The 20,558-nt window shown below is 69.4% G+C and carries 17 protein-coding genes and 3 pseudogenes; 10 read left to right on the top strand and 10 right to left on the bottom strand.

Annotated elements, in window-relative coordinates; all coding sequences use genetic code 11:
* The first annotated feature begins 14 nt into the window (after positions 1-14).
* Positions 15-541, top strand: a pseudogene (locus ACIRFH_RS32520) (FAD-binding protein).
* A gap of 83 nt (positions 542-624) precedes the next feature.
* Here ACIRFH_RS32520 and ACIRFH_RS32515 read toward each other — a convergent pair.
* Positions 625-1,524 (bottom strand): EamA family transporter, encoded by a 900-nt coding sequence (locus tag ACIRFH_RS32515; protein ID WP_403528815.1) that lies wholly within the window; start codon positions 1,522-1,524, stop codon positions 625-627.
* A gap of 68 nt (positions 1,525-1,592) precedes the next feature.
* Here ACIRFH_RS32515 and ACIRFH_RS32510 point away from each other — a divergent pair, with 68 nt between their 5' ends.
* Positions 1,593-2,450, top strand: coding sequence for a LysR family transcriptional regulator (locus ACIRFH_RS32510; RefSeq protein ID WP_403528812.1), 858 nt, complete (start codon positions 1,593-1,595; stop codon positions 2,448-2,450).
* A gap of 102 nt (positions 2,451-2,552) precedes the next feature.
* Positions 2,553-2,861, top strand: a pseudogene (locus ACIRFH_RS32505) (transposase); the annotation flags it as partial.
* 189 nt (positions 2,862-3,050) lie between these two features.
* On the opposite strand, the gene ACIRFH_RS32500 reads toward ACIRFH_RS32505, so the two are convergent.
* From ACIRFH_RS32500 to ACIRFH_RS32485, 4 genes are all read right to left on the bottom strand, one after another.
* Positions 3,051-4,655, bottom strand: coding sequence for a GMC family oxidoreductase (locus tag ACIRFH_RS32500; RefSeq protein ID WP_403528809.1), 1,605 nt, complete (start codon positions 4,653-4,655; stop codon positions 3,051-3,053).
* A gap of 196 nt (positions 4,656-4,851) precedes the next feature.
* On the bottom strand, positions 4,852-5,712 hold the full coding sequence (locus ACIRFH_RS32495; protein WP_403528806.1) for an alpha/beta fold hydrolase: 861 nt from the start codon (positions 5,710-5,712) through the stop codon (positions 4,852-4,854).
* Positions 5,713-6,009: 297 nt separating this feature from the next.
* Positions 6,010-7,449: a dihydrolipoyl dehydrogenase family protein gene (locus tag ACIRFH_RS32490; RefSeq protein WP_403528803.1), complete on the bottom strand. Its 1,440-nt coding sequence runs from the start codon at positions 7,447-7,449 to the stop codon at positions 6,010-6,012.
* A 1-nt stretch (position 7,450) separates the two neighbouring features.
* Positions 7,451-8,014, bottom strand: coding sequence for a hypothetical protein (locus tag ACIRFH_RS32485; RefSeq protein ID WP_403528800.1), 564 nt, complete (start codon positions 8,012-8,014; stop codon positions 7,451-7,453).
* Positions 8,015-8,664: 650 nt separating this feature from the next.
* Between ACIRFH_RS32485 and ACIRFH_RS32480 the strand changes: the two genes are divergently transcribed.
* The 5 genes from ACIRFH_RS32480 (at position 8,665) to ACIRFH_RS32460 (ending at position 13,943) form a co-directional block, all read left to right on the top strand.
* Complete coding sequence (locus ACIRFH_RS32480) at positions 8,665-8,787, top strand: hypothetical protein (protein ID WP_403528797.1); 123 nt, start codon at positions 8,665-8,667, stop codon at positions 8,785-8,787.
* 313 nt (positions 8,788-9,100) lie between these two features.
* Positions 9,101-10,474, top strand: a complete 1,374-nt coding sequence (locus ACIRFH_RS32475) for an FAD-binding oxidoreductase (RefSeq protein ID WP_403528794.1) — start codon at positions 9,101-9,103, stop codon at positions 10,472-10,474.
* A 93-nt stretch (positions 10,475-10,567) separates the two neighbouring features.
* The gene (locus ACIRFH_RS32470) at positions 10,568-11,161 is read left to right on the top strand and encodes a chorismate mutase (protein ID WP_403528791.1); all 594 of its coding nucleotides are present in this window, start codon (positions 10,568-10,570) and stop codon (positions 11,159-11,161) included.
* A 1,119-nt stretch (positions 11,162-12,280) separates the two neighbouring features.
* Positions 12,281-13,594: a preprotein translocase subunit SecY gene (gene secY, locus ACIRFH_RS32465; protein WP_403528875.1), complete on the top strand. Its 1,314-nt coding sequence runs from the start codon at positions 12,281-12,283 to the stop codon at positions 13,592-13,594.
* A gap of 40 nt (positions 13,595-13,634) precedes the next feature.
* Complete coding sequence (locus tag ACIRFH_RS32460) at positions 13,635-13,943, top strand: NAD-dependent epimerase/dehydratase family protein (RefSeq protein ID WP_403528788.1); 309 nt, start codon at positions 13,635-13,637, stop codon at positions 13,941-13,943.
* Positions 13,944-14,072: 129 nt separating this feature from the next.
* Here the strand turns inward: ACIRFH_RS32460 and ACIRFH_RS32455 are convergent.
* Positions 14,073-14,126 (bottom strand): annotated as a pseudogene (locus ACIRFH_RS32455) (hypothetical protein); the annotation flags it as partial.
* Positions 14,127-14,522: 396 nt separating this feature from the next.
* Positions 14,523-14,732 carry a hypothetical protein gene (locus tag ACIRFH_RS32450; protein WP_403528785.1) on the bottom strand — a complete coding sequence of 70 codons (210 nt, stop codon included), beginning with the start codon at positions 14,730-14,732 and terminating at the stop codon, positions 14,523-14,525.
* Positions 14,733-14,841: 109 nt separating this feature from the next.
* On the opposite strand from ACIRFH_RS32450, the gene ACIRFH_RS32445 reads away from it, so the two are divergent.
* Together ACIRFH_RS32445 and ACIRFH_RS32440 are read left to right on the top strand one after the other, a co-directional pair.
* Positions 14,842-15,453: a TetR/AcrR family transcriptional regulator gene (locus ACIRFH_RS32445; RefSeq protein ID WP_403528782.1), complete on the top strand. Its 612-nt coding sequence runs from the start codon at positions 14,842-14,844 to the stop codon at positions 15,451-15,453.
* 1,023 nt (positions 15,454-16,476) lie between these two features.
* Positions 16,477-17,040 (top strand): TetR/AcrR family transcriptional regulator, encoded by a 564-nt coding sequence (locus tag ACIRFH_RS32440; RefSeq protein WP_403528872.1) that lies wholly within the window; start codon positions 16,477-16,479, stop codon positions 17,038-17,040.
* Positions 17,041-17,154: 114 nt separating this feature from the next.
* On the opposite strand, the gene egtC is transcribed toward ACIRFH_RS32440, so the two are convergent.
* Genes egtC through egtA form a run of 3 tightly spaced genes read right to left on the bottom strand, consistent with a single transcriptional unit; the run spans position 17,155 to position 20,551 of the window.
* Positions 17,155-17,895, bottom strand: a complete 741-nt coding sequence (gene egtC, locus ACIRFH_RS32435) for an ergothioneine biosynthesis protein EgtC (RefSeq protein WP_403528779.1) — start codon at positions 17,893-17,895, stop codon at positions 17,155-17,157.
* Positions 17,895-19,253, bottom strand: coding sequence for an ergothioneine biosynthesis protein EgtB (egtB, locus tag ACIRFH_RS32430; protein WP_403528776.1), 1,359 nt, complete (start codon positions 19,251-19,253; stop codon positions 17,895-17,897). Before egtB ends, egtC begins: the two co-directional genes overlap by 1 nt.
* Complete coding sequence (gene egtA, locus ACIRFH_RS32425; RefSeq protein ID WP_403528773.1) at positions 19,250-20,551, bottom strand: ergothioneine biosynthesis glutamate--cysteine ligase EgtA; 1,302 nt, start codon at positions 20,549-20,551, stop codon at positions 19,250-19,252. Before egtA ends, egtB begins: the two co-directional genes overlap by 4 nt.
* Between the last annotated feature and the right edge of the window lie 7 nt (positions 20,552-20,558).

Raw genomic sequence — 20,558 nt, 5'->3', positions numbered from 1 at the left:
AAGTTCTCGTCTACATCGGCCACCTGGACGGTGCTGTCCGCAAGCCCACTCCGGAGCTGCTGACCCTGCCCGCCGCGTCGGCGAGCCCGTCGCTGTCGCGCTGGGAGGCGGCGCCGCGGACACCGCCGCCCCGCTCACCGAGCACGGCGCGGCCAAGGTCCTCACCCACGAGGCGCCCGAGTACGCCGACTACCTGGTCGTGCCGAAGGTGGACGCCCTGCAGGCCGCGGTCATCGAGGCCCTCGCCGACTCGCTCGGCGCGGCCGTCGGCGCTTCGCGTACCGCCGTCGACGCCGGCTGGTACCCGCACACCAACCAGGTCGGTCAGACCGGCAAGTCCGTCTCGCCGCAGCTGTACATCGCCTCCGGCATCTCCGGCGCGATCCAGCACCGTGCCGGCATGCAGACCTCGAAGACCATCGCGGCCGTCAACAAGGTCCCCGAGGAGCCGATCTTCGGCCTCGTCGACTACGGCGTCGTCGGCGACCTCTTCGACGTCGTCCCGGCCCTGACCGAGGAGATCAAGGCCCGCAAGGGCTGAGCGCAGCAGCCGTCCGGACGGGGGATGCCTGTTCTTTCGCCTCGAGCAAACTGTCGCGGCCCGTGGTGGCACGCCGGTAGTCGTCAGCGCCGTACCAGGATGCTGAGCGCGTTGGCTGTCATGATCGCCGCGATACTCACCCACGCCGCCCATCCCAGGTCCTCACCCAGGCTGATCCAGCCAACGAGCGCGGCGAGGAGCGGGTTGACGCTCATGAACAGGCCGAAGGTCTGGGCGGGGACGCGCCGCAGAGCGAAGAGGTCGGCGAGGTAGGGCACCGCCGAGGAAAACGCACCGGCCGCGACGGCACAGCCGACCGCGGTGGCAGTCGGCGGCTGCCTGAGGACCAGGACGGCGCCGACCGGGAGGAACATCAGCGCAGAGATCGCCGCCGCGGCGGCGGAGCCCTGGGCGCCCGGGACACGGCGCCCGACGCTGCGGTTGAGGAGGATGTAGGAGGCCCAGCAGCAGGCGGCCAGCAGGCCCAGGCCCATGCCCAGGTAGTCGGTCGAGGGCTGGGGTCGCATCAGCGTGACGACGCCCGCCGCTGCGATCACAGCGCAGCACGCGTCGACACGGCGGCGGGCGGTGGCGAGAGCGATGGTGAGCGGGCCGAGGAACTCCAGGGTGACCGCGAGGCCGAGGCCGATGCGATCGATGGCGGTGTAGAGGGACAGGTTCATGGTCCCGAACACCACGGCCAGCCCCAGGACGGGCCGCCACTGCGCCCAGGTGAAGTCCCGTAGACGGGGGCGACCGACGGCAAGCAGGACGATCGCAGCGACGTACTGACGGACCGCTACGACACCCACCGGTCCGAGGACGGGGAAGGCGAGCGAGCCGATCGCGGCACCGACCTGGTTCGACAGGCCGCTGGCGGCCATCGTGGCCGTGCCGGCCAGCCGTCCGCCCGAAGGTGCCGGGACCGATGCGCGCATGGACGGCGCGGTGGATGCAGAGGCCGTGGCAGTCGAGCTTCGCATGCCCCGATCGTGTAGCCCATCGGCGCTTTCACAAAATGCACGAGTGCCACCATCTATACACTTGGGTTATGGATGTGGAGCTCCGGCAGCTGCGCTGCCTCGTCGCCATCGTCGAGGAGGGGACCTTCACCGACGCAGCCATCGCACTCGGCGTCTCGCAGGCGGCAGTGTCCCGGACGCTGGCGTCGCTGGAGCGCGCACTGGGCGTACGGCTGCTCAGGCGCACCTCGCGCTCGGTGTCCCCGACCACTTCCGGGCTGCGGGTGGTGGCCCACGCCAGGCGAGTGCTCGGAGAGGTCGACAATCTGGTTCGGGAGGCCACCTCAGGGCATACCAGCCTGCGGATGGGCTACGCCTGGTCGGCACTCGGTCGCCACACCCCGGCCTTCCAGCGTCGCTGGGCCAAGAGCCACCCGGACACCGACCTCCATCTGATCCGCGTCAACTCCGCCACGGCCGGCCTGGCAGAGGGGAGCTGCGACCTCGCCGTCGTCCGCAATCCCCTGGAGGACCGCCGGTTCGACACGGCCATCATCGGTCTGGAACGACGCATGTGTGCCCTGTCCTTCGACGATCCGCTGGCCAAGCGCCGTTCACTGCGGCTGACCGACCTCAGCGAGCGAACTCTGCTCGTCGACCGGCGGACCGGGACCGCCACATCCAAGCTGTGGCCACCGGACGCGTGCCCGGCTACAGAAGAGAGCCACGACATCGACGACTGGCTGAACGTGATCTCCAGTGGGCGATGCATCGGCCTGACGCCGGAGTCCACCGCTCACCAGTACCGCAGGCCCGGTGTCGTCTACCGCCCGGTTCGCGACGCCGAGCCCGTCGCCGTGCGCCTTGTCTGGTGGCGAGACGACCCGCACCCAGCCACCCAGTCGGCGGTCGAATTGCTGACCGCGCTTTACCGTGACCGGTCGTGATCGGCACGAGGAAGGGGCCGATCTCGTTGCGACAGTGGCAGGCCCCGCCGCGAGACTTGGAGGTCCCCACAGAAGCTGTTGATCATATGACTTTGCACTGGGATGGTCGTTGGTCTGGCCGCGAGAACACGTCAGTCGCGGCCGTGGGCCGTGTCGGATGAACTGTGGTCGCTGATCGAGCCGTTGCTGCCCGGACCGGGTCCGAAGCCGGCCGAGGAGCGGCCCCGGGTGCCGGCCCGGCAGGCGTTGTGCGAGATCCTGTTCGTGTTGCACACCGGCATCCAGTGGGAGTACCTGCCCCAGGAGCTGGGGTGCGGTTCGGGGATGACCTGCTGGCGGCGGCTGGCGGCGTGGAACGAGGCCGGGGTGTGGGGCCAACTGCATGTGCTGCTGTTGAAGAAGCTGCGGTCGCCGATGCATATGACGTCCGGTAGCGCGTCGCAGAGTTCCGTCGCCTCGGCCACCACGCTCGGAGTGATCTCTCCGTATCTGGGGAGGGGAAGGAGTCTTTCTCCCTCTCCAGAGAGAGCACCAGGCGGCCGTCCTCGAACAGAGCGGCGGTCCCGTCGTGCCCTGGTCCGAATGGCGCCCCTGACTGCACTACCTGCTACGGGTGTTCGCGTTCCGCAGGATGTCGCCGGCGATCCAGCCGACCGCCATGCTCGTCGCCTCCGTGTCGCCGGTGGTGAGTGCCGGCATCACCGATGCGTCGGCAACCCTCAGCCTGTGAGTGCCGCGCACCCGGAGCTCGTCGTCGACGACGCCGTCCGTTCCAAGGGCACAGGTGCCGACCGCGTCCACTGTGACCCCGTGATCCAGCACGTACCGCAGTACGGCTTCCGGATCAACGACGTCTGTCCCGGGGAACGTCTCGGTCATCACCGACGCGAACGGCTCGGTCGCCAGGATCTCGCGTGCCCTGGTGAAGGCCGCGACCGTCCGTTCCTTGTCCTGATCGGTGGACAGGTAGCCGGGCACGAGCCGGGGCGGGTCCTGGAGGGTCGGTCCCGTGATGTGGAGCGAACCGACGCTGGTGGACGACTGGGGGCAGAAGGTCACGGTCGCCTCCTCGGGGCGGCCGGTCCCTCCGGCGCCGTCACCGTCGCGGTCCGCCACCGGGGTGGAGGTGAACAGCAATTCCATGTCCGGGCCGGACGCCTCACCCTGCGAGTCGAGTACGGCCAGGACGGATGTGTCACCGCCCCTCTGAGCCTCGGCACGCCGCAGTACTTTGCCGGCCTTCGCCTTCAGCCGCGCGGCCGGTGTCACCGGCTTCGGGTCGCGGCGGTCCGGTACACCGTCGAGCCGCAGGGTGAATGCGGCGCCCCGACGTTGTCTGAGGTTGCTGCCCACGGCCGGATTCGCGGCGACGAGATGGACGCCGGCCGTGGTGAGCACCTCCGGGTCCCCGACGCCGCTTCGCTCGAGCAACAGGGAACTGCCCACCGCGCCCGCGCAGAGGATGATCTCACGGCGGGCAGTGAACTGTGTCGTGCCCCTGGGGGTTTCGGCCTCGACCCCGATCGCGGTCGTGCCGTCGAACAGGATGCGCCGGGCTGTGCAGTGCGAGCGGACACGGACGTTGCGCCGCCGCGCCCGCCTGCGCGCAAGCGTGCGGAACGTACTCGTCCAGGCACCGGTCGGCATCGATCGCGGCAGGTCCGCCGTCACTTCAGGACCTTCGTCGACATCCTCCTCCGTGTCGATCCCCCAGCGTGCCAAAGCCCGGATCCACAGCTCAGTGGCCGCGTCGGGCGGGCTCACCACCTCGGCCGGCTGACGGCCGCGGTCGTCGTGCGGTCCGGTGGCACGGGCGGCATGCCGCTCCATAGCCGTGTAGGCCCCCAGGAAACGGGCCCGGTTCCAGCCGGTCACGCCGGGCGTCTCCCACATGTCGTGGTCCGCTTCCCCTCCCCGGCCCGTCCCACTGGCCGCCGTCGAGCCACCCGCGATGAGGCCGCCCATGCGCCTGTGTCCCAGCCGCCTCACCGCGAGCGGCTGGGGTGCGTGCTGGTCCCGGTATCGCGGACGCGTCGGTTCCTGGGCGTACGGCGCCGGCATCCGATGGTGCGGATGCTCGTCCGTGCCGCCGGCTTCGATCACCAGAACGCGGTTGTGGGGATTCGCGCCGAGCCGCTGAGCCAACGCCGATCCCGCGGCCCCAGCCCCGACGATGATGTAGTCCACGAGCTTCTTCGATGACACGACAGCTCCCTACGCGCTTGGGGTCGGGAGAGCGGCACGGTGAGCGCCTCACCCCCCCCTGTCTCGGTGGTCACGTGTGTCAGCGGCGTTACGCGGAGCGGCGGGCCGGGCGCACGGCTCACGGGCGGCGAGGACCGGCCTCGACCAGCGTGCTCCCTGCCGGGACCGCGCGGCTTGTCTCCGTCGCGTCACATGGTCAGGACGTCCTCGATCTGAGCAGGTCGAGCTTGTCGCCGAGGCTGCCCACGGCGATCGAGATGTGGCCGTGCCCGCTCTCGATGTGGGCGCGGGCGGTCGGCAGACGCCCTGCCAGCCACTGCCCATGTGCGACCGGCACCATCCGGTCGACGTCTCCGTGCCACAGCTCGACGGGAGCGATCACGTCCCCGGGGTCGAAGCCCCATGGCCTGGTCAGTACCTGCAGGTCCTCGACCCACCCCTCGTTTCCGGCCGCGAGAGCGTGCTTCAGGTGCACGGCACTGTCCGCGCCATAAGCACCGGTCACCTCGGCGACATCCGGCGGAGGCAGCAGACTGGCGATCCCGGAGGCGAGATCAGCCGGGGTGTCCCGGACCAGCGCTGCCAAGTGCGATACCACCGCGCGCTGCTCCCCCTCCCCCTTGGACGCGCTGCCGAACTGAACGGTGTTCTGCATGCCCATGCCTTCGACGAAGTCGAGTCTTTCGGCATCGTGTGGTGCGAACGATGCGATCAGCAGCACTCCCGACACGCGCCGCGAGTCCCCCACCGCGCCGGCCAACGCGTGCGGCCCACCCGCGGACCAGCCCACCACCAGATACTGATCGACCCGCAGGTGATCCATCAGCGTGCGGCAGTCCTCGGCTGTGCCCAGGAGAGTACGTCCAGGCAGCGGACTGGAGCGGCCATAACCGGCGCGGGAGTAGGTGACGACGCGGTATCCCCGATCAGTGACCGAGTCGAGGACGGAGTCCATGGGAACCGCCGAGCCCGGCATGCCGTGGTGGAACAGAACGGCCGGTCCGCGCTCGGGCCCTCGAACGGCGAACTCGAGCACACGGCCGTCCTGCAGGTACATCGACTGCAAGTCCGTGCTTCCGGCGCTTTTGTCACCGCTGTCCGGGGATCGGCTCCCCGATGCGGGCGGCGACCCGCCATCCTTGTCCGTGGAACGTGGGTGCATCGACTCGATCCCTTCTGTCGGATGATCTGTGTCCCGTCTGTACTTCACGAGGTTCGGCAAGGGCGCGTCGCAGACCAGGCGCGGCGGCGGTGATCCCCCGCGTAGTACGCCTGGTTGTGGGCGCCGCCCCCTGCCCTCCTCCCGTCCTCTCGTCCCTTCGCAGCCGCCCGGGACGAGGCTTCGGTCGCACGATCAGCGTCCGTACGCTTCCAGCAGTCGCAGCCACACTTCGCTCACCGTGGGGAACGCCGGCACCGCGTGCCAGAGCCGGTCGATGGGCACCTCGCCGACCACCGCGATCGTCGCGGCATGCAGCAGGTCGGCGACGTCGGGGCCGACGAGCGTGAAGCCGACGATCACCTTGCGGTCCTCGTCGACGACCATGCGGGCGTGTCCCTTGTACCCGTCGGCCTGCAGGGCCGATCCGGCGACGGCACCCAGGTCGTAGTCGACCACGCGGGTCCGGATGCCGAGGTCCTCGGCCGCGGCCGCGGTCAGGCCCACCGACGCGATCTCCGGCTCGGTGAAGACCACCTGCGGCACCGCGCGCTCGTCGGCTGTCGACGCGTGGCGGCCCCACGGGCTGTCGTCCACCGCTTCGCCCTTGGCGCGCGCCACGATGACGTCACCCACCGCGCGGGCCTGGTACTTGCCCTGATGGGTCAGCAGTACACGCCGGTTGACGTCGCCGGCGGCGTACAGCCACCCGCCGTCGAGGGGCGCCTTGTCCTTCCCCACGACCCGCAGGGTGTCATCCACCGTGAGCCACGCACCCGGTGTCAGTCCCACGGCGTCAAGTCCGACGTCCTGGGTGTTCGGTGTACGGCCGATCGCGACGAGGACCTCGTCGGCGTGGACGTCCTCACCGCTGGTGAGCGTGATGTGCACGGTACCGTCGTCGTCCCGCTTCACGGCCCCGGCCTCCGCGCCGAGGCGCACCGAGACTCCGGCTTCCCGCAGTGACTCGGTGACCCGCTCGCCGACGAAGGGCTCCGCGAGCGGTAGGACACCGTCACGGGCAAGCATCGTCACGGACGATCCCAGAGCGGCGAACGCCGTCGCCATCTCCGACGCCACCACGCCGCCGCCGATGACGGCGAGCCGGCCGGGAACCGTGCGCGCGGCGGCGGCCTCCCGGCTGCTCCACGGCTTCGCCTCGAGCAGACCGGGGATGTCCGGCAGCAGTGCGGCACTGCCGGTCGCCACGACCACCGCGTGACGTGCGGTCAGCGTGGTCGTGACGCCGGACTCGTGGGTGACCTCGACGACCCGGTCGGCGCTGATCCGCCCCTGGCCCCGGTGCAAGGTGATCCCGACGGAGTCGAGCCAGGACACCTGCCCGTCGTCGTTCCAGTTCGAGGCGAAGGAGTCACGGCGGCTCAGCACCGCCGTGACGTCGAGGTCACCGGTCACCGCCTCTCGCGATCCCGACAGTTGCCGGGCGGCACGGAGCGCGGCCGTGCTGCGCAGCAACGCCTTGGTCGGCATGCAGGCCCAGTAGGAGCACTCACCGCCGACGAGTTCGCGCTCCACGATGGCGACGCTCAGCCCGCCCTGCACCACCCGGTCGGCGACGTTCTCCCCGACAGGACCCGCACCGATGACGACGACGTCGTAGGTGTGGTCGCTCATGTCAGGCCTCCTTGGCGGCGCGGCCCAGGCGCAGGGCCGAGATGAGGAAGAAGATGCCGCCCGGGACGGCGTAGCCGATCGCACTGGCGAGCGTCGGGTTGTCGGCACCGGCGGACGCGACGAACGAGCCTCCGGCCAGCACCGAGATGCCGCCGCTGAGGATCATCGCCCACTGGCCGCCCAGCTTGCGACGCGGAACGGCCACGATCAGCTGGACCAGCCCGGACACGATCGCCCAGGCTCCCCATACACGCAGCACCGCGGGGATGCCGGAGGTGGCAGCGATGCCCACGCTGACGGCGGCGACCAGGCTGACCGCCATGTTGACGTAGAGCAGGACAGGCGATCGGGTCTCGCGGGTGGCGTTCGCGTCGACGACGGCCGCACCGACGTCGAACAGCGGATACACGACCAGCAGCACGGCCGCGACGGGGCTGATCTCCTCGGCCATGGTGAACATCACCAGGGCCCAGACGATGGCGAAAGCGAACCGGACGAAGTACAGCCTGCGCAGGGCGGAGGCTGTCCCGGTTGCGAGGGCTGGCGCAGCAGCGTTGCTGGTCACGTTGATCCTTCGGTGGATGCGAGGGGGACGACGTTCAGGTTCGGTGTGTCGCGTGACGCACTGACCACCCGCAGAGAGACTGAACGTTCTGCTCTGCAGCCTGGCAAGCAGACCTCGACTTGTCAAGACCGAACGTTCTACCCACCTAGACAGGCGCGTGATCGCGATGCCCGCCGGAGGTGGTGAGCGACTCACGGCAAGACAGAACGTTCTCCATTGACCACTCGGTGGGCGCCTGCCAGAGTGGCGAGCAGCGGAACGCTCTCTCCAGGATGTTCCGCCACCGCTCCTTCCACCTTTGAGAGGCGGGACGTGTCATGAGACTTCGCACCCTGTGGCGCACTGTCGTCACCACGGGCGCCCTCCTCCTGTTCGGAGCCACTGCGGCCCCGGGGAGGACTTGGGGCCCTGGGAGTGATCTTCGCTTTCGCGACCGAGTCCCGTCCCTCTACGCGGCACGCGGACGGACTCCGCCGGCCGGCCCGTGAGAGCGACACCCCCTGCAGCCGTCACCGTGCGGGCGATCACCGAGGCCATCGCCCGCACGGTGGCGCCGCGTCCGACAATTCAGGCCGACGATCCGCAGCCGCACCTCGAGCCCCCACGGTGACACCTTCCTCCACTCACTCGGCGGCGCGATGGAGGTGTCGGTGCTCGGCTCGGTCCTCACCACCCGGACCGGCCACCACACCCTCGCGAGGATCGGCCGTCTCGGCACCCAGGACCAGGTCACGGCCGCGACGGCGTCCAGCGGCGGGAGGCGCACGTCCTGAGCGGCGCGCGCAGCCCGAGCCCGGCATGCAATGATGGAGAACGTTCGGTCTTGACAGTCGTGAACGAACCTTGCCATGATGACAAGGCAGAACGTTCGCTCCTCTCCGGCCCCTGGGAGCCTGACCATCCCTCAGGCCCGCCGGATCCGCTGATCGAGGACGTTCCCGCGTGACACCCGGCGCCACGCCTCCCTCGCGTCACTGCCCCTCCACGGGCCGCCCCGACCGGACCTGCCCGGTGCCCGCCGACGTGGGCGGCCGACAACTGCCCGACCGGCCACGCTCGTTGCTCAGCAACAGAGAAAGAGGTCCCATGCCTGCCACCGACCCACAACCCGTCGCCCGCCTCATCGACACTCTGCGACGCTTCGTACAGGCGGAACGGGTGGTCACCACCGGACCCGACTACGAGGCCGGCCGGAGCATCTGGAACGGTGCCGTGTCCACTCGTCCCGGCGTCATCGTCCGGTGCGCCGACCAGGCCGACGTCCAGGTCGCCCTCCATGCCGCGCGGATGCACGACGTGCCGTTGACGGTGCGCGGCGGGGGCCACGACTGGGCCGGCAGGGCACTGAGTGACGGCGGCCTGACCCTCGACCTCTCGGCCATGCGCCGGGTGACGGTCGACCCCGTGGCCGAGGTCGCCGAGGTGTCGGGAGGGGCCACGGCAGCCGATGTCGTGGCCGCCGCCCAGCCGTTCGGCCTGACCGCCGCGACGGGCTCGGCGGGATCCGTGGGCATGGTGGGCCTGACACTCGGCGGGGGCTACGGGCCGCTCAGCGGCCGCTTCGGGCTCGCCTTGGACAATCTGCTGTCCGCTGACGTCGTCCTCGCCGACGGCTCGGTCGTCACCACCGACACCGAGAGGGAACCGGACCTGTTCTGGGCACTGCGCGGCGGCGGCGGGAACTTCGGTGTCGTCACCTCGATGCGGGTGCGCCTGCACCGTGTGCCCACGCTGTTGTCCGGTCTGGTGCTGTTCCCGTGGGACCAGGACGAAACCGTACTGACCGCGCTGTCGGACGTCCTGGCCGAGAGCCCGGACGAGCTGACGGTGCAGTCCGGCGTCCTGCCCGGGCCCGACGGCAAGCCCGCGGTGTTCCTCTCACCCACCTGGAGCGGCGACGACACCGTGACGGGAGAACGCGCGGTGGCACAGCTCGACGCCCTCGGCACACCCCTCGTCTCGCAGGTGGGGCCCACCACCACCTCCGACATGCTGGCCGGCATCGACGCGCTGTTCCCCTTCGGACGGCACGTCGTGATCCGCTCGCGTTCGGTGCCGTCACTCACCCCGGGAGTGCGCGACATGCTGAGCCTCGCGGGAGACACGCTGACCTCGCCCTACTCGGCGGTGTCGGTACACAGCCTGCACGGAGCCGCGACGCGCGTCCCCGTCCCGGACACGGCGTTCGGCAACCGCGACCCGCACCTCATGATCGAGAGCATCGCCCTGTGGGACGCGAGCGACATCCACGCAGCGGAACACCGCGCCTGGGCCGACGAACTGACCTGCGCTCTCGCCTCCGATGCCCTCCCGGGCGGCTATCCGAATCTGCTGGGCCCGGACGAGACCTCGCAGATCGCACATGCCTACGGCCCCAACACCGCACGGCTGCTCGAAGTGAAGCACCGCTTCGATCCCGACCACGTCTTCAAGGCCATTCCCCTGCCGGACCCCTCGTAAGAGGTCGGGCGACCATCCCTCCACACATCGAGACGAGGCAATTCATTGAACCTCCGAAATCGGACGACTCGCTGCGCCGCGACCTTGGGGCTGTTGCTGGTCACCACGGCGGTGACCGTTCCCCAGGCCATGGCAGCGGACGCGGACGCGCGTACGAACAACGGGCCCGTGAGCGGCACGACGAGCACGCCGATCGGCAAGCTCGGCCCCCTGACGGACCTCGTCATCGAGCGCATCCTGGTGAGTGACGACGTGGCGGCGTCCAAGTTCGGCACCGGCTCGCCGATCGAGGACCCGGTGCGCGAGGCACAGGTGCTGGAGTCGGTGCGCAAGCAGGCCGACGCCGCCGGAGTGGACGCGGACGCGGCGGTCGCGTTCTTCCGGGACCAGATCACCGCGAGCAAGGTCGTGCAGCGTGGTCTGTTCGCCCGCTGGACCGCTCACCCCGAGGAGGCCCCCACGACACGCCCCGACCTCGGCGCCATCCGCACCAGGCTCGACCGGCTGACCACGGCCCTGCTCGCCGAGCTCAAGGCCACGGAGCACGTGCGGGACAAGCCCATCGCCTGCACGGTGCAGCTCACGCTGGCCGGTGTGTCGGGGGCGGTGGCGGACCACCTGGACGCGCTCCACCGGCAGGCGCTCAGGACGGCGACCGACTCCGTGTGCGCACCGGCCGGCCAGTAGCACCGGCCTTCCCTGCACGGCGCCTCCTGGACCGGGGCGCGGTGCCCCGCCGGCCCGTACGGCCGGCCCTGGCAGGACGCGAGGCTGCCACCGGAGGAACTCGTGCCGCAACAGGCGACGTTCGCCCCGTCGCGACGCCCGGCACGCTCCCCCGGAGGGGATGCCCCCACTCGCCGCACCGGCCGGAAGCCCGAGTACGTCCAGTACGAGGGCTTCCGGCCGACACTCCCCCAGCCTCCGGCCGGGGCCCCCGGAGCACGCACCGGACGCCGCTCCTCACCGGGCGAACGTCGCCTGCCGCGGCACTCGACCGGTGGCAGCCCGCACGGCGTGAAGCCGTCACGGCGGCCCGGATCTGGACCTACGTGTCGCGCATGACAAGTTCTGAGACTGCAGCGGGAATTGCCCCGGCCCCGAGTTCCGTGCTTGCGTGCAGCCGTCCTTCAGAACGGGCCCATCGTACGAACGGGCGCCGACCGGAGCGATGTGACCCAGCAAGTCGGGCGCCGCACCCCGATGATTACGGCGCAATCGCCGGGAAGTTCACCCATCGACGGCCGTGTCATCTGCCGTGCGCCTGCTCCTCAAGTGACCGAAATGACTGATGAGATGCGCTCGTTGCCGGACACCTGACATCACGCGCATAACTCACATGAGTCTGCGCCCGCACGAGCTTCCATAGACCGACTCGGACTTCTTGTCCTTGAAGACTCGCCCGAGGTCCTCGTACCGCGAGATGATGCCGGGTAGGGATCCGCCGCGAACGCCGTACAGCAGGTCATCGATCTCCGAGTGGCTCAAACAGTCCACTCCTGACCGCAGTTGCGCAGTGAGCAAGTTCGCAGGATGCGGGCGCACCGTCCAGATGGGGTACCGGGCCGGCTTTCCCGCGACCGCACGCCCTCCACGCGAGGGAGACCGTTCGGTCTTGACGGTGGCAACACGAAGACTCACGGTAGGGCGAGACAGAACGTTTGGTCGCAGGCGCTGAGGGGAGCCGTCACCGCCCCCGTGCGGCTGGTTTCCACACTGACGCGACAGCCGTCGCCGATGTGCCGTTGCCGATCGGAAATCTATGACCCTCACGACGGCGCTGCACGGAGGGTCGTGGGAGGCACCGTGTTCGTGGCGTTCGCCCACGCGTTCAAAACGCCTGACCTGCGCAGGAAACTGCTCTTCACGCTCGGGATCATCGTGGTGTATCGCATTGGCACCCACGTCCCGATCCCCGGCGTCGACTACCGGGCGGTCCAGCAGTGCATCGACCAGACCTCCACCGATCAGAGGCTGTTCGGGCTGGTCAACCTGTTCAGTGGCGGCGCCCTGCTGCAGATCACCATCTTCGCCCTCGGCATTCTCCCCTACACCACCGCCAGCATCATCCTGCAGCTGCTGACCGTCGTCATCCCACGCCTGGAAGCCCTGAAAAAGAAGGGCCAGACCGGCACGGCGAAGATCACGCAGTACACGCGGTACCTGACCGTGGCACTCGCCGTCCTTCAGGGCACCGGTCTGGTGGCCACCGCCCGCAGCGGCGCGCTGTTCCCGAACTGCGCCGTCGCCGGCCAGGTCGTCCCGAACCGCTCGGTCTTCACCACCATCACCATGGTCATCACCATGACCGCCGGCACGGCCGTCGTGATGTGGCTCGGTGAGCTCATCACCGACCGCGGCATCGGCAACGGGGTGTCGATCCTGATGTTCATCTCAATCGTCAGCACCACTCCCGCTGCTCTGTGGGCGATCAAGGAACAGGGCTCCCTGGCCGACGGCTGGATCGAGCTCGGCGGTGTCATCCTCGTCGCTCTGGCCCTGGTCGGCCTCGTCGTGTTCGTCGAACAGGCCCAGCGCCGCATCCCCGTGCAGTACGCCAGGCGCATGATCGGCCGGCGCTCCTACGGCGGCACCTCCATGTACATTCCACTCAAGGTGGACCAGGCGGGTGTCATCCCCGTCATCTTCGCTTCCTCACTGCTCTCCATCCCCTCGCTGGTGGCCCAGTTCTCCAGCGGCGACTCGGAATGGAAGGCCTGGGCCACCCGGACGTTCGCCCAGAGCGACCACCCGACCTACATCGCCACCTACTCCGTGCGCATTGTGTTCTTCGCGTTCTTCCACGTCACGATCACCTTCGACCCGGACGAGGTCGCGACCAACATGAAGCAGTACGGGGGCTTCATTCCGGGGATCAGGGCCGGGCGGCCGACCGCCGATTACCTGCGCTACACGCTCAATCGAATCACCTGGCCCGGCGCGCTGTACCTGGGATTCATCGCGCTCATCCCCACCATCGCGCTGGCCACGACGGGAGCGAGCCAGAACTTCCCGTTCGGCGGAACCAGCATCCTGATCATCGTCGGTGTGGGTCTGGAAACGGTGCGGCAGATCGAGAGCCAGCTCCAGCAACACCACTACGAGGGCTTCCTGTGCTGAGCGGACCGTCGAGCCCACCACCTGTGATGAGGAGGGGCTCATGCGCGTCTTTCTCACCGGCGGCAGCAGCTTCGTCGGTCAGCACCTGATACGCCGATTGCGTTCCGATGGCCACGACGTCGTCACCCTGGCCCGCTCGGCCGCGAGCGCGCGAAAGGTGACCGACGTGGAAGCCGAACCGGTGCGGGGCGACCTGATCGAGCTGCCCCATGGCTACTCGACGGCTCCCCCGGCCCGGCTGGAGCACCTGCTCAGCGTGGACGCCGTCGTGCACGCCGCGGCCAGAATGGAGTTCGGGTACACCGCCCACATGGCAGCGGTGCCGAACGCGGCTCGCTGTTCGGTGTAGAACATCTGCGCCACGGCGGCGTACGCATCGATGGTCGAGCCGGTCCGGCCGTACCGGGACGACGAGGTCCTCGAACCAACGGCCTTGCGCAACGGTGCGAGAGCCGGCCCAGCGCTCGGCGAAACCGGGCGGCACCGTACCGCTGATCCCCGGCGGGATGAGGACGATGCCGAGCTTCCGCATCCGCTCGATGACCTTCCGACCGAGGCTGATCGAGATGGGCACACCGTCGGACCCGCGCGATCATGCGCACGTCCCACATCATCGAGGGATTCGTGTTCGATCTCAAGAGGATGGGTGGACGTCGTTTCCGCCCGCGCCGGCGCGATGCTGTGGTGCGTCCTGTTGCAGCGCAGAAAATACAGACCCCGAGGCTCGGTAATCGGTCAGCTTGAACTCGAGGACCCGCGTTACGACAGCTGCATGTAACGCTCACTCCACAGAAGGGGGAGGCATGGCCAGATTCGTGCACTCGCCAAAACCGACCCCGCGAGCACGCCACCGAGGTATTCACCGGAGGCAATTGAAAGACCCGACCATCCATGTGAAGAACGCGCAAGAGACGAGAATTCGCGCGGTTCAGTCCCGCGGGGAACTCGGCACGATCCTCGCCACCGTCCAGTCGGATTCCGTCCCCGACTCCACTGTCTGCACCTGCGCAGCCTCCCTTCCGGACGTGGCGCCGACGGCGGCCGTCGCATGGGAGGCGATGAACGGCAGGGCGCTCGCCGAGCCGGTCACGACGGCCAGGGCAAAGCCCACGAAGAGGAGGTAGCGACGGAGAACCACGGGGACACCACCACGACGGGAGAACGTTCTGTCTAGTTATGGTGATTCAACGCGCTGTCGCACCATCTGTCAAGACCGAACGTTCTATCATTTTGGTAAGCTAGAGGTCATGAGCAAGAAATCACAAGGCGGCACCATCTCCGAGGCGCGTACGCGGCTCCTGAACACGGCAACCCGGATCTTCTACACCGAGGGCATCCACTCCGTCGGTATCGACCGGATCACTGCCGAAGCCCAGGTCACCCGGGCCACCCTGTACCGCCACTTCGCCGGCAAGGAAGAACTCGTCCTCGCCTACCTCGACCAAGCCGACCAGGCCATCCGCACTCAGATCACCACCGCCATCGCCAGCACCCCGTCCCCGCCCGACCAGGTCCGCGCCGTCGCCAGGACCATCACCGACAGCATCCAGTCCCCCGGCTTCCGCGGCTGCGCCTTCCTCAACGCCGCCGCCGAATACTTCGACCCCGCCCATCCCATCCACCAAGCCGTCCTCGCCCACCGGCAGTGGTTCCTCACCACCCTCACCGACCTGCTCGCACGCACCAACGAAGCCGAGGCCCCAGCCGCCGGCCAACACCTCGTCATGCTCCGCGACGGCGCCATGGCAGCCGGCTGCCTCTTCGACCCCAAACGGATCTCCGAAACCTTCCTCCACGGCGTCGAAGGACTGCTGCGAACCATCACCGAGGACGCGCCCGACAATCCCGTCGGCTGCTGACTACGCAGGGAAGCAACGCCTCCTGGTTGGATCAGCCTGGCGGAGGCGAGAAGGGGAATGCGGCCCATGTCGTGCGACCGTTCCCGCTCGCTCCCCAGCTCTGCGCAAGTGCCGCCACGATCATCAGTCCTCGCTCTCTCGGGTCGTCAGGCCGCGAGTCGCCCATTCGGGCCGGCGCACGGTTCTCGTCTGAGACCTCAACCGTGATGCGCCCCGTCGTCACCGCGATCCTCAGTTCGACCCCCCGGAGCCATGCGCTATCGCATTCGCCGCAAGCGCGGATACGACCAGCTGAACGTCGGCGGCCAGCGGCTCCTCCACGCCCCAGGACCGCAGGACCGCAGGACAGCAGGACCGCAGGACAGCAGGACAGCTGAGGCAGAGTGTCGGACGTCCGACACTCTGGCGAGTTGCGCATTTACACCGGCCACCGCTCGTGGCTTCTATTCCCAGGTGTCCCGCATGTAAGACCACCGCTCGACGACCTATGTCACGGACACGGGCTGTTCATTTTTTTCCTTACACCCGGCGTAAGTTCTCTGCCGGTGGTGAGCGGCCTGGCCGGTTACGGCGCTGGGGCGTTTGCAGCTCCGGGCCGGGCGCGCAGGCAGGACCCGGGGGGCAGCGGAGTGCCGCACCCTCCCCCATCGACATGCACTGTGGCGCGTGAGGCAGCCAGCACAACAAGGAAGCCTCTATCGCGATTCCACATTCCAAGCGGCGAACTGTCCCAGCTGCTGGGTGAAGTCAGCTTACGCCGACTGCGGATCGTCAGACGTCGCCGTCCACCCATGGACGCCGCCCCACCGGCATCCTCACCTGCAACACTCAGTCCGGCTCGGGAGACTGATGCCGGTCCGCCCGCTTCCCGGCCGACACTGCCATGAACAGGCAGGGCGTCCCGTCGGTGTCCATATGAGCAATTCTGCACCGCGCGCAATGCCGAACGTTCTATCTGCTCGCTGACATGGAGGCGTAGTACGCAGCGAATCCCGAGACCGACCGTCCGAAGCACGGGCACGGCTGGTCGACACGGCCTGTCGGCTCTTCTACGCGGAAGGGATTCACGCCGTGGGCGTCGACCGCATCGCCACGGAGGCGCGGGTGACACGAGCGACCTTCTGCCGGTACTTCCCCAGCAAGGACGACCTCGTCCTCGTTTACCTGGGTGAAGCCGACGCGGCCATGCGGCAACGGGTCGACGAAGCGGTCGCCGCTGGGCTTCCAGCGGCCGACACCATCAGGGCGCTGAGCAAGTCGGTAGCCGGGAGCGTCCAGTCCCCGGGTTACCGAGGATGCGCGTTCCTCAACGCCGTCGCCGAGTTCCCGAACCCCGAGCACCCCGTCCACGTCGCTGTGCTCGCACACCGCCAGTGGTTCCTCGACAAGGTCACCGAACTGCTGGCCGACATCCGGGAGACGCCCGCTGAGGCCGCCGCCCATCACTTCGTGATGATGCGCGACGGCGCCACGGTCGTCGGCTGCCTGTTCGACCCCGGGATGGTTCGCAACGCCTTCCTGCGAGGCGTCGAGGGTCTCCTGCGCCGTCACGTGGCCAGTGACAAGGCAGAACTCGCCGACATCTGAGCCGGATGCGGCACGACGCCGTCGACCGCCGGTCATGCACCGGAGAAGGTCACCGATCTCGCGCGTCTCTTCTCTCCGCGCTCCCCGGCAACCAGGGCGGGGCCGGGACAACGCCTACAGCGGTGTGAGGCGTACATCTGTGTCATGCGCGGTCAGCAGCGTCCGGTCGGGGATCTGCTGCCAGTGCGGTCCGTCGTCGTAGGGCTCGGAGGCCACGACGGTGCCGCCGCCGGGCCGGGTGAGGTACCACAGGGTGTCGCCCCAGGCCGTGGCGGTGATCGTGTGGCCGTTGGTGAGCAGCAGGTTGAGGCGGGAGCCGGGGGCCGCCGCCGCGACCTCCAGCACCGTGCCGGCCAGCGCCTGGCCCTCGGCGTCACCGCCGCGCAGCCGCGCCAGGACCAGCGCCCAGACGAGCGCCGAGTCGTTGCGGGCCTCCAGCGACAGCAGGTCCTCGGGCGGCAGCGTCCGGGACACCGCGGCCAGGGAACCGGGCCAGCCCCGGACCGCGCCGTTGTGGCTGAACAGCCAGGTCCCCGCCGCGAACGGGGCCGCGGCGGCTTCCGCGTCCGCGCCCGACAGGGTCGCGTCCCGCACCGCGGCGAGCAGCGCGGTGGTCCGTACGACCCGGGCTAGGTCGGCGAACGACAGGTCCGCCCAGATCGGCCCGGCCCGCCGGTACCGGGCCGGCACCGGGTCCCCTTCCGCGTACCAGCCGACACCGAACCCGTCGGCGTTGACCGTCCCGTACCGCTGATGCCGGGGTGCCCACGACTGCCGGTACAGCGCGTGCGGGGGCTCCACCAGGAACCGGCCGAGCGCCTCCCGTGGCCCCACGTACGCCACGTGACGGCACATCAGACGTCCTCCGAGCGTGCCGTGCGGAAGCCGGAGAAGATCTGCCGGCGGATCGGATAGTCCCAATTGCGAAACGTGCCCCGGCAGGCCACCGCGTCCACGGCGAACGAACCGCCGCGCAGCACCTTGTGCTCGGAGCCGAAGAACACCTCCGAGTACTCCTTGTACGGGAACGCCCGGAAGCCCGGGTACGGCAGGAAGTCGCTCGCCGTCCACTCCCACACGTCGCCGATCAACTGCCGCACCCCGAGCGGCGACTCACCGGCCGTGTAGCTCCCCGCAGGCGCCGGGCGCAGATGCCGCTGGCCCAGGTTGGCGTGCTCCGGGCCCGGGTCGGCGTCGCCCCACGGATAGCGCATCGAGCGGTCGCCGGCCGGGTCGTACCGCGCGGCCTTCTCCCACTCGGCCTCCGTGGGCAGCCGACGCCCGGCCCAACGGGCGTAGGCGTCCGCCTCGTACCAGCACACGTGCAGCACCGGCTCGTCGGGCGGCACGACCTCCGTGACGCCGAAGCGGCGCCTGAGCCACTGTCTGCCGTCCCGTCGCCAGAACAGCGGGGCATCGATGTCGTGCCTGCGGATGTGCGCCCAGCCCTGAGCAGTCCACCAGCGGGGGTTCGTGTAGCCGCCGTCCTCGATGAACGCCTGGTAGGCGGCGTTCGTCACCGGCGTGGTGTCGATGAAGAACGGGGCCACCTCGCGCCAGTGCGCGGGACGCTCGTTGTCCAGGGCCCACGGCTCGTCACTGGTGCCCATCGTGAACGGACCGCCCGGCACGAGGACTTCGGACGGGCCGGTGAACAGCGGCACAGGCTCCGGGTCCGGGGCGGTCAGGGCCGGGGGGCCGGTGCGCAGCTGATGGGTGACCAGCATGGTTTCGTCGTGCTGCTGTTCGTGCTGGGCGACCATCCCGAACGCGAAGGCGGCCTCGGTCAGCCGCGTCCCGTGCAAGGCGGCCCGCTCCAGCACGTCCAGCACCCGGGCGCGGACGTCGGCCGCGTAGCCGCGAGCCTCGGTGGGTGAGAGCAGGGGCAGTTTCGGCCGCTCGGCGCGCGGATGCTCGAAGGCGTCGTACAGGCTGTCTATCTCGGGCCGTATCGCCTCCTGACCGGCGACGGCCCGTAGCAGCCACTGCTCCTCCTGGTTGCCGATGTGGGCGAGATCCCACACCAGCGGGGACATCAGGGGCGAGTGCTGCGCGGTCAGGTCGGGCTCCTCGACGCAGCCGGTCAGCAGTGTGGTCCGCTCGCGCGCGACGACCAGCGCCGTCAAGGCGCGTTCACGCAGGGTCTCCGAGCCCGACGACGTTTCGGCGGTGATGCCGCTCTCGGTGGCGGCGTCCAGGGCAGGGTCGTTCATGGGCGGGTCTCCCTCCCGTGCGGGCCGCGGCTCGCGCCGTCCGGCATCTCCAGCAGATCGTCGGCGGGGCAGCGGCCCCGACGGACATAGCGCTCCAGGTGCTCGGCGACGGCGTCCGTGACGTGTGTCGAGGCGCCGAGCCGGGGCAGGGCATCCAGCGCCGCGCGAAAGCATGTGTCGGTTGTCTCGCGCAGCTCCGGATCGGTGAGGGCGAGACGGGCGGCAACCCGGTACAACGGGTTGTGCGGGGCGGGGAGTCCGAGGGAACGCTCGGCCAAGGGCTTGACGGCCCGGTAGGCCGTTTCGGTGGCCTCCACGTCGTCGAACAGCGCCGCCGTCACGGCGAGCGGCACGATCCAGCCGTCGTCGCCGGGCTGCGCGTCGATCATGCGCAGTTCGAGATGGCCGCGTGGCCTGACCGGCGGGAACAGCGTGGTGACGTGGTACTCGAGATCCTCCCGCGTCGGTGCTCTCGGGGTCCGGTGCCGTGTCCATTCCCGGAAGGACATGGACGCCGGTACGTCCCAGGGTCCGTGGTCCCGCCGGACGCACATCACCGGTGCGTCCAGCACATGCTGGGTCCAGGCGCTGCGGGGGTCGGAGGTGAGCAGGGGACCGCCGGCGCGGCCGATGCCGATCTGGGTCCACCGCAGTTGGCGGGTGGACCGCCAGCCGGTGGAGCGCCCACCGGACAACGGGGAGTTGGCGAACGCCGCCATCAGCACAGCCCCCAGATGATGGGCCAGCCACCATCGCCGCGCATGTCCCTGGGGGCCGGGCTCGTCGTGTCCGGCGTCCAGGGACACCTGCACGGAGGCGGAGGTGCACATCATGAAGCGCCCGGCGGGACCGTTGCGGTCCAGGCAGGCCTCCAACGCGTCGTAGCGCGGCTCGCGCAGGAACCGGCGGGGCTCGTGCCAGGGGTCGTGGCCGAGGCCGACGAGGACGAGACCGGCTTCGCGCAGGACCGCCCGGACGGCGCCCAGGTCCTCGCTCACGGTACGGACGCACTCCGTCAAGGAAGTGGCCGGGGCTGAGCTCAACTCCAGTTGGCCACCGGGTTCGACGGTCAGGGCCGATGTCAGCGGCAATGTCCGCAAGGTGGCATACACCGTCCGGAGCCGTTCGGGTGCCACGGGCAGGTGCGGCGCCTGTGTGTCATGAACGAGCCACTCCACCTCGACACCGAGGCGGCGTGGCGGGCCGGTCTCGAAACAGATCCCGCGGACCAGAGCCTCGGCCTCCGCCTCACTGATCGCGGCGCCGGAACGGGTCCGGCCACCGTGCGCGTCGGACATCAGCAGT

This window comes from Streptomyces sp. NPDC093586 (genome assembly GCF_044764905.1).
In the GTDB taxonomy this organism is placed as follows: Bacteria; Actinomycetota; Actinomycetes; order Streptomycetales; family Streptomycetaceae; genus Streptomyces.
This window is presented reverse-complemented; position numbering and strand designations above follow the sequence as displayed.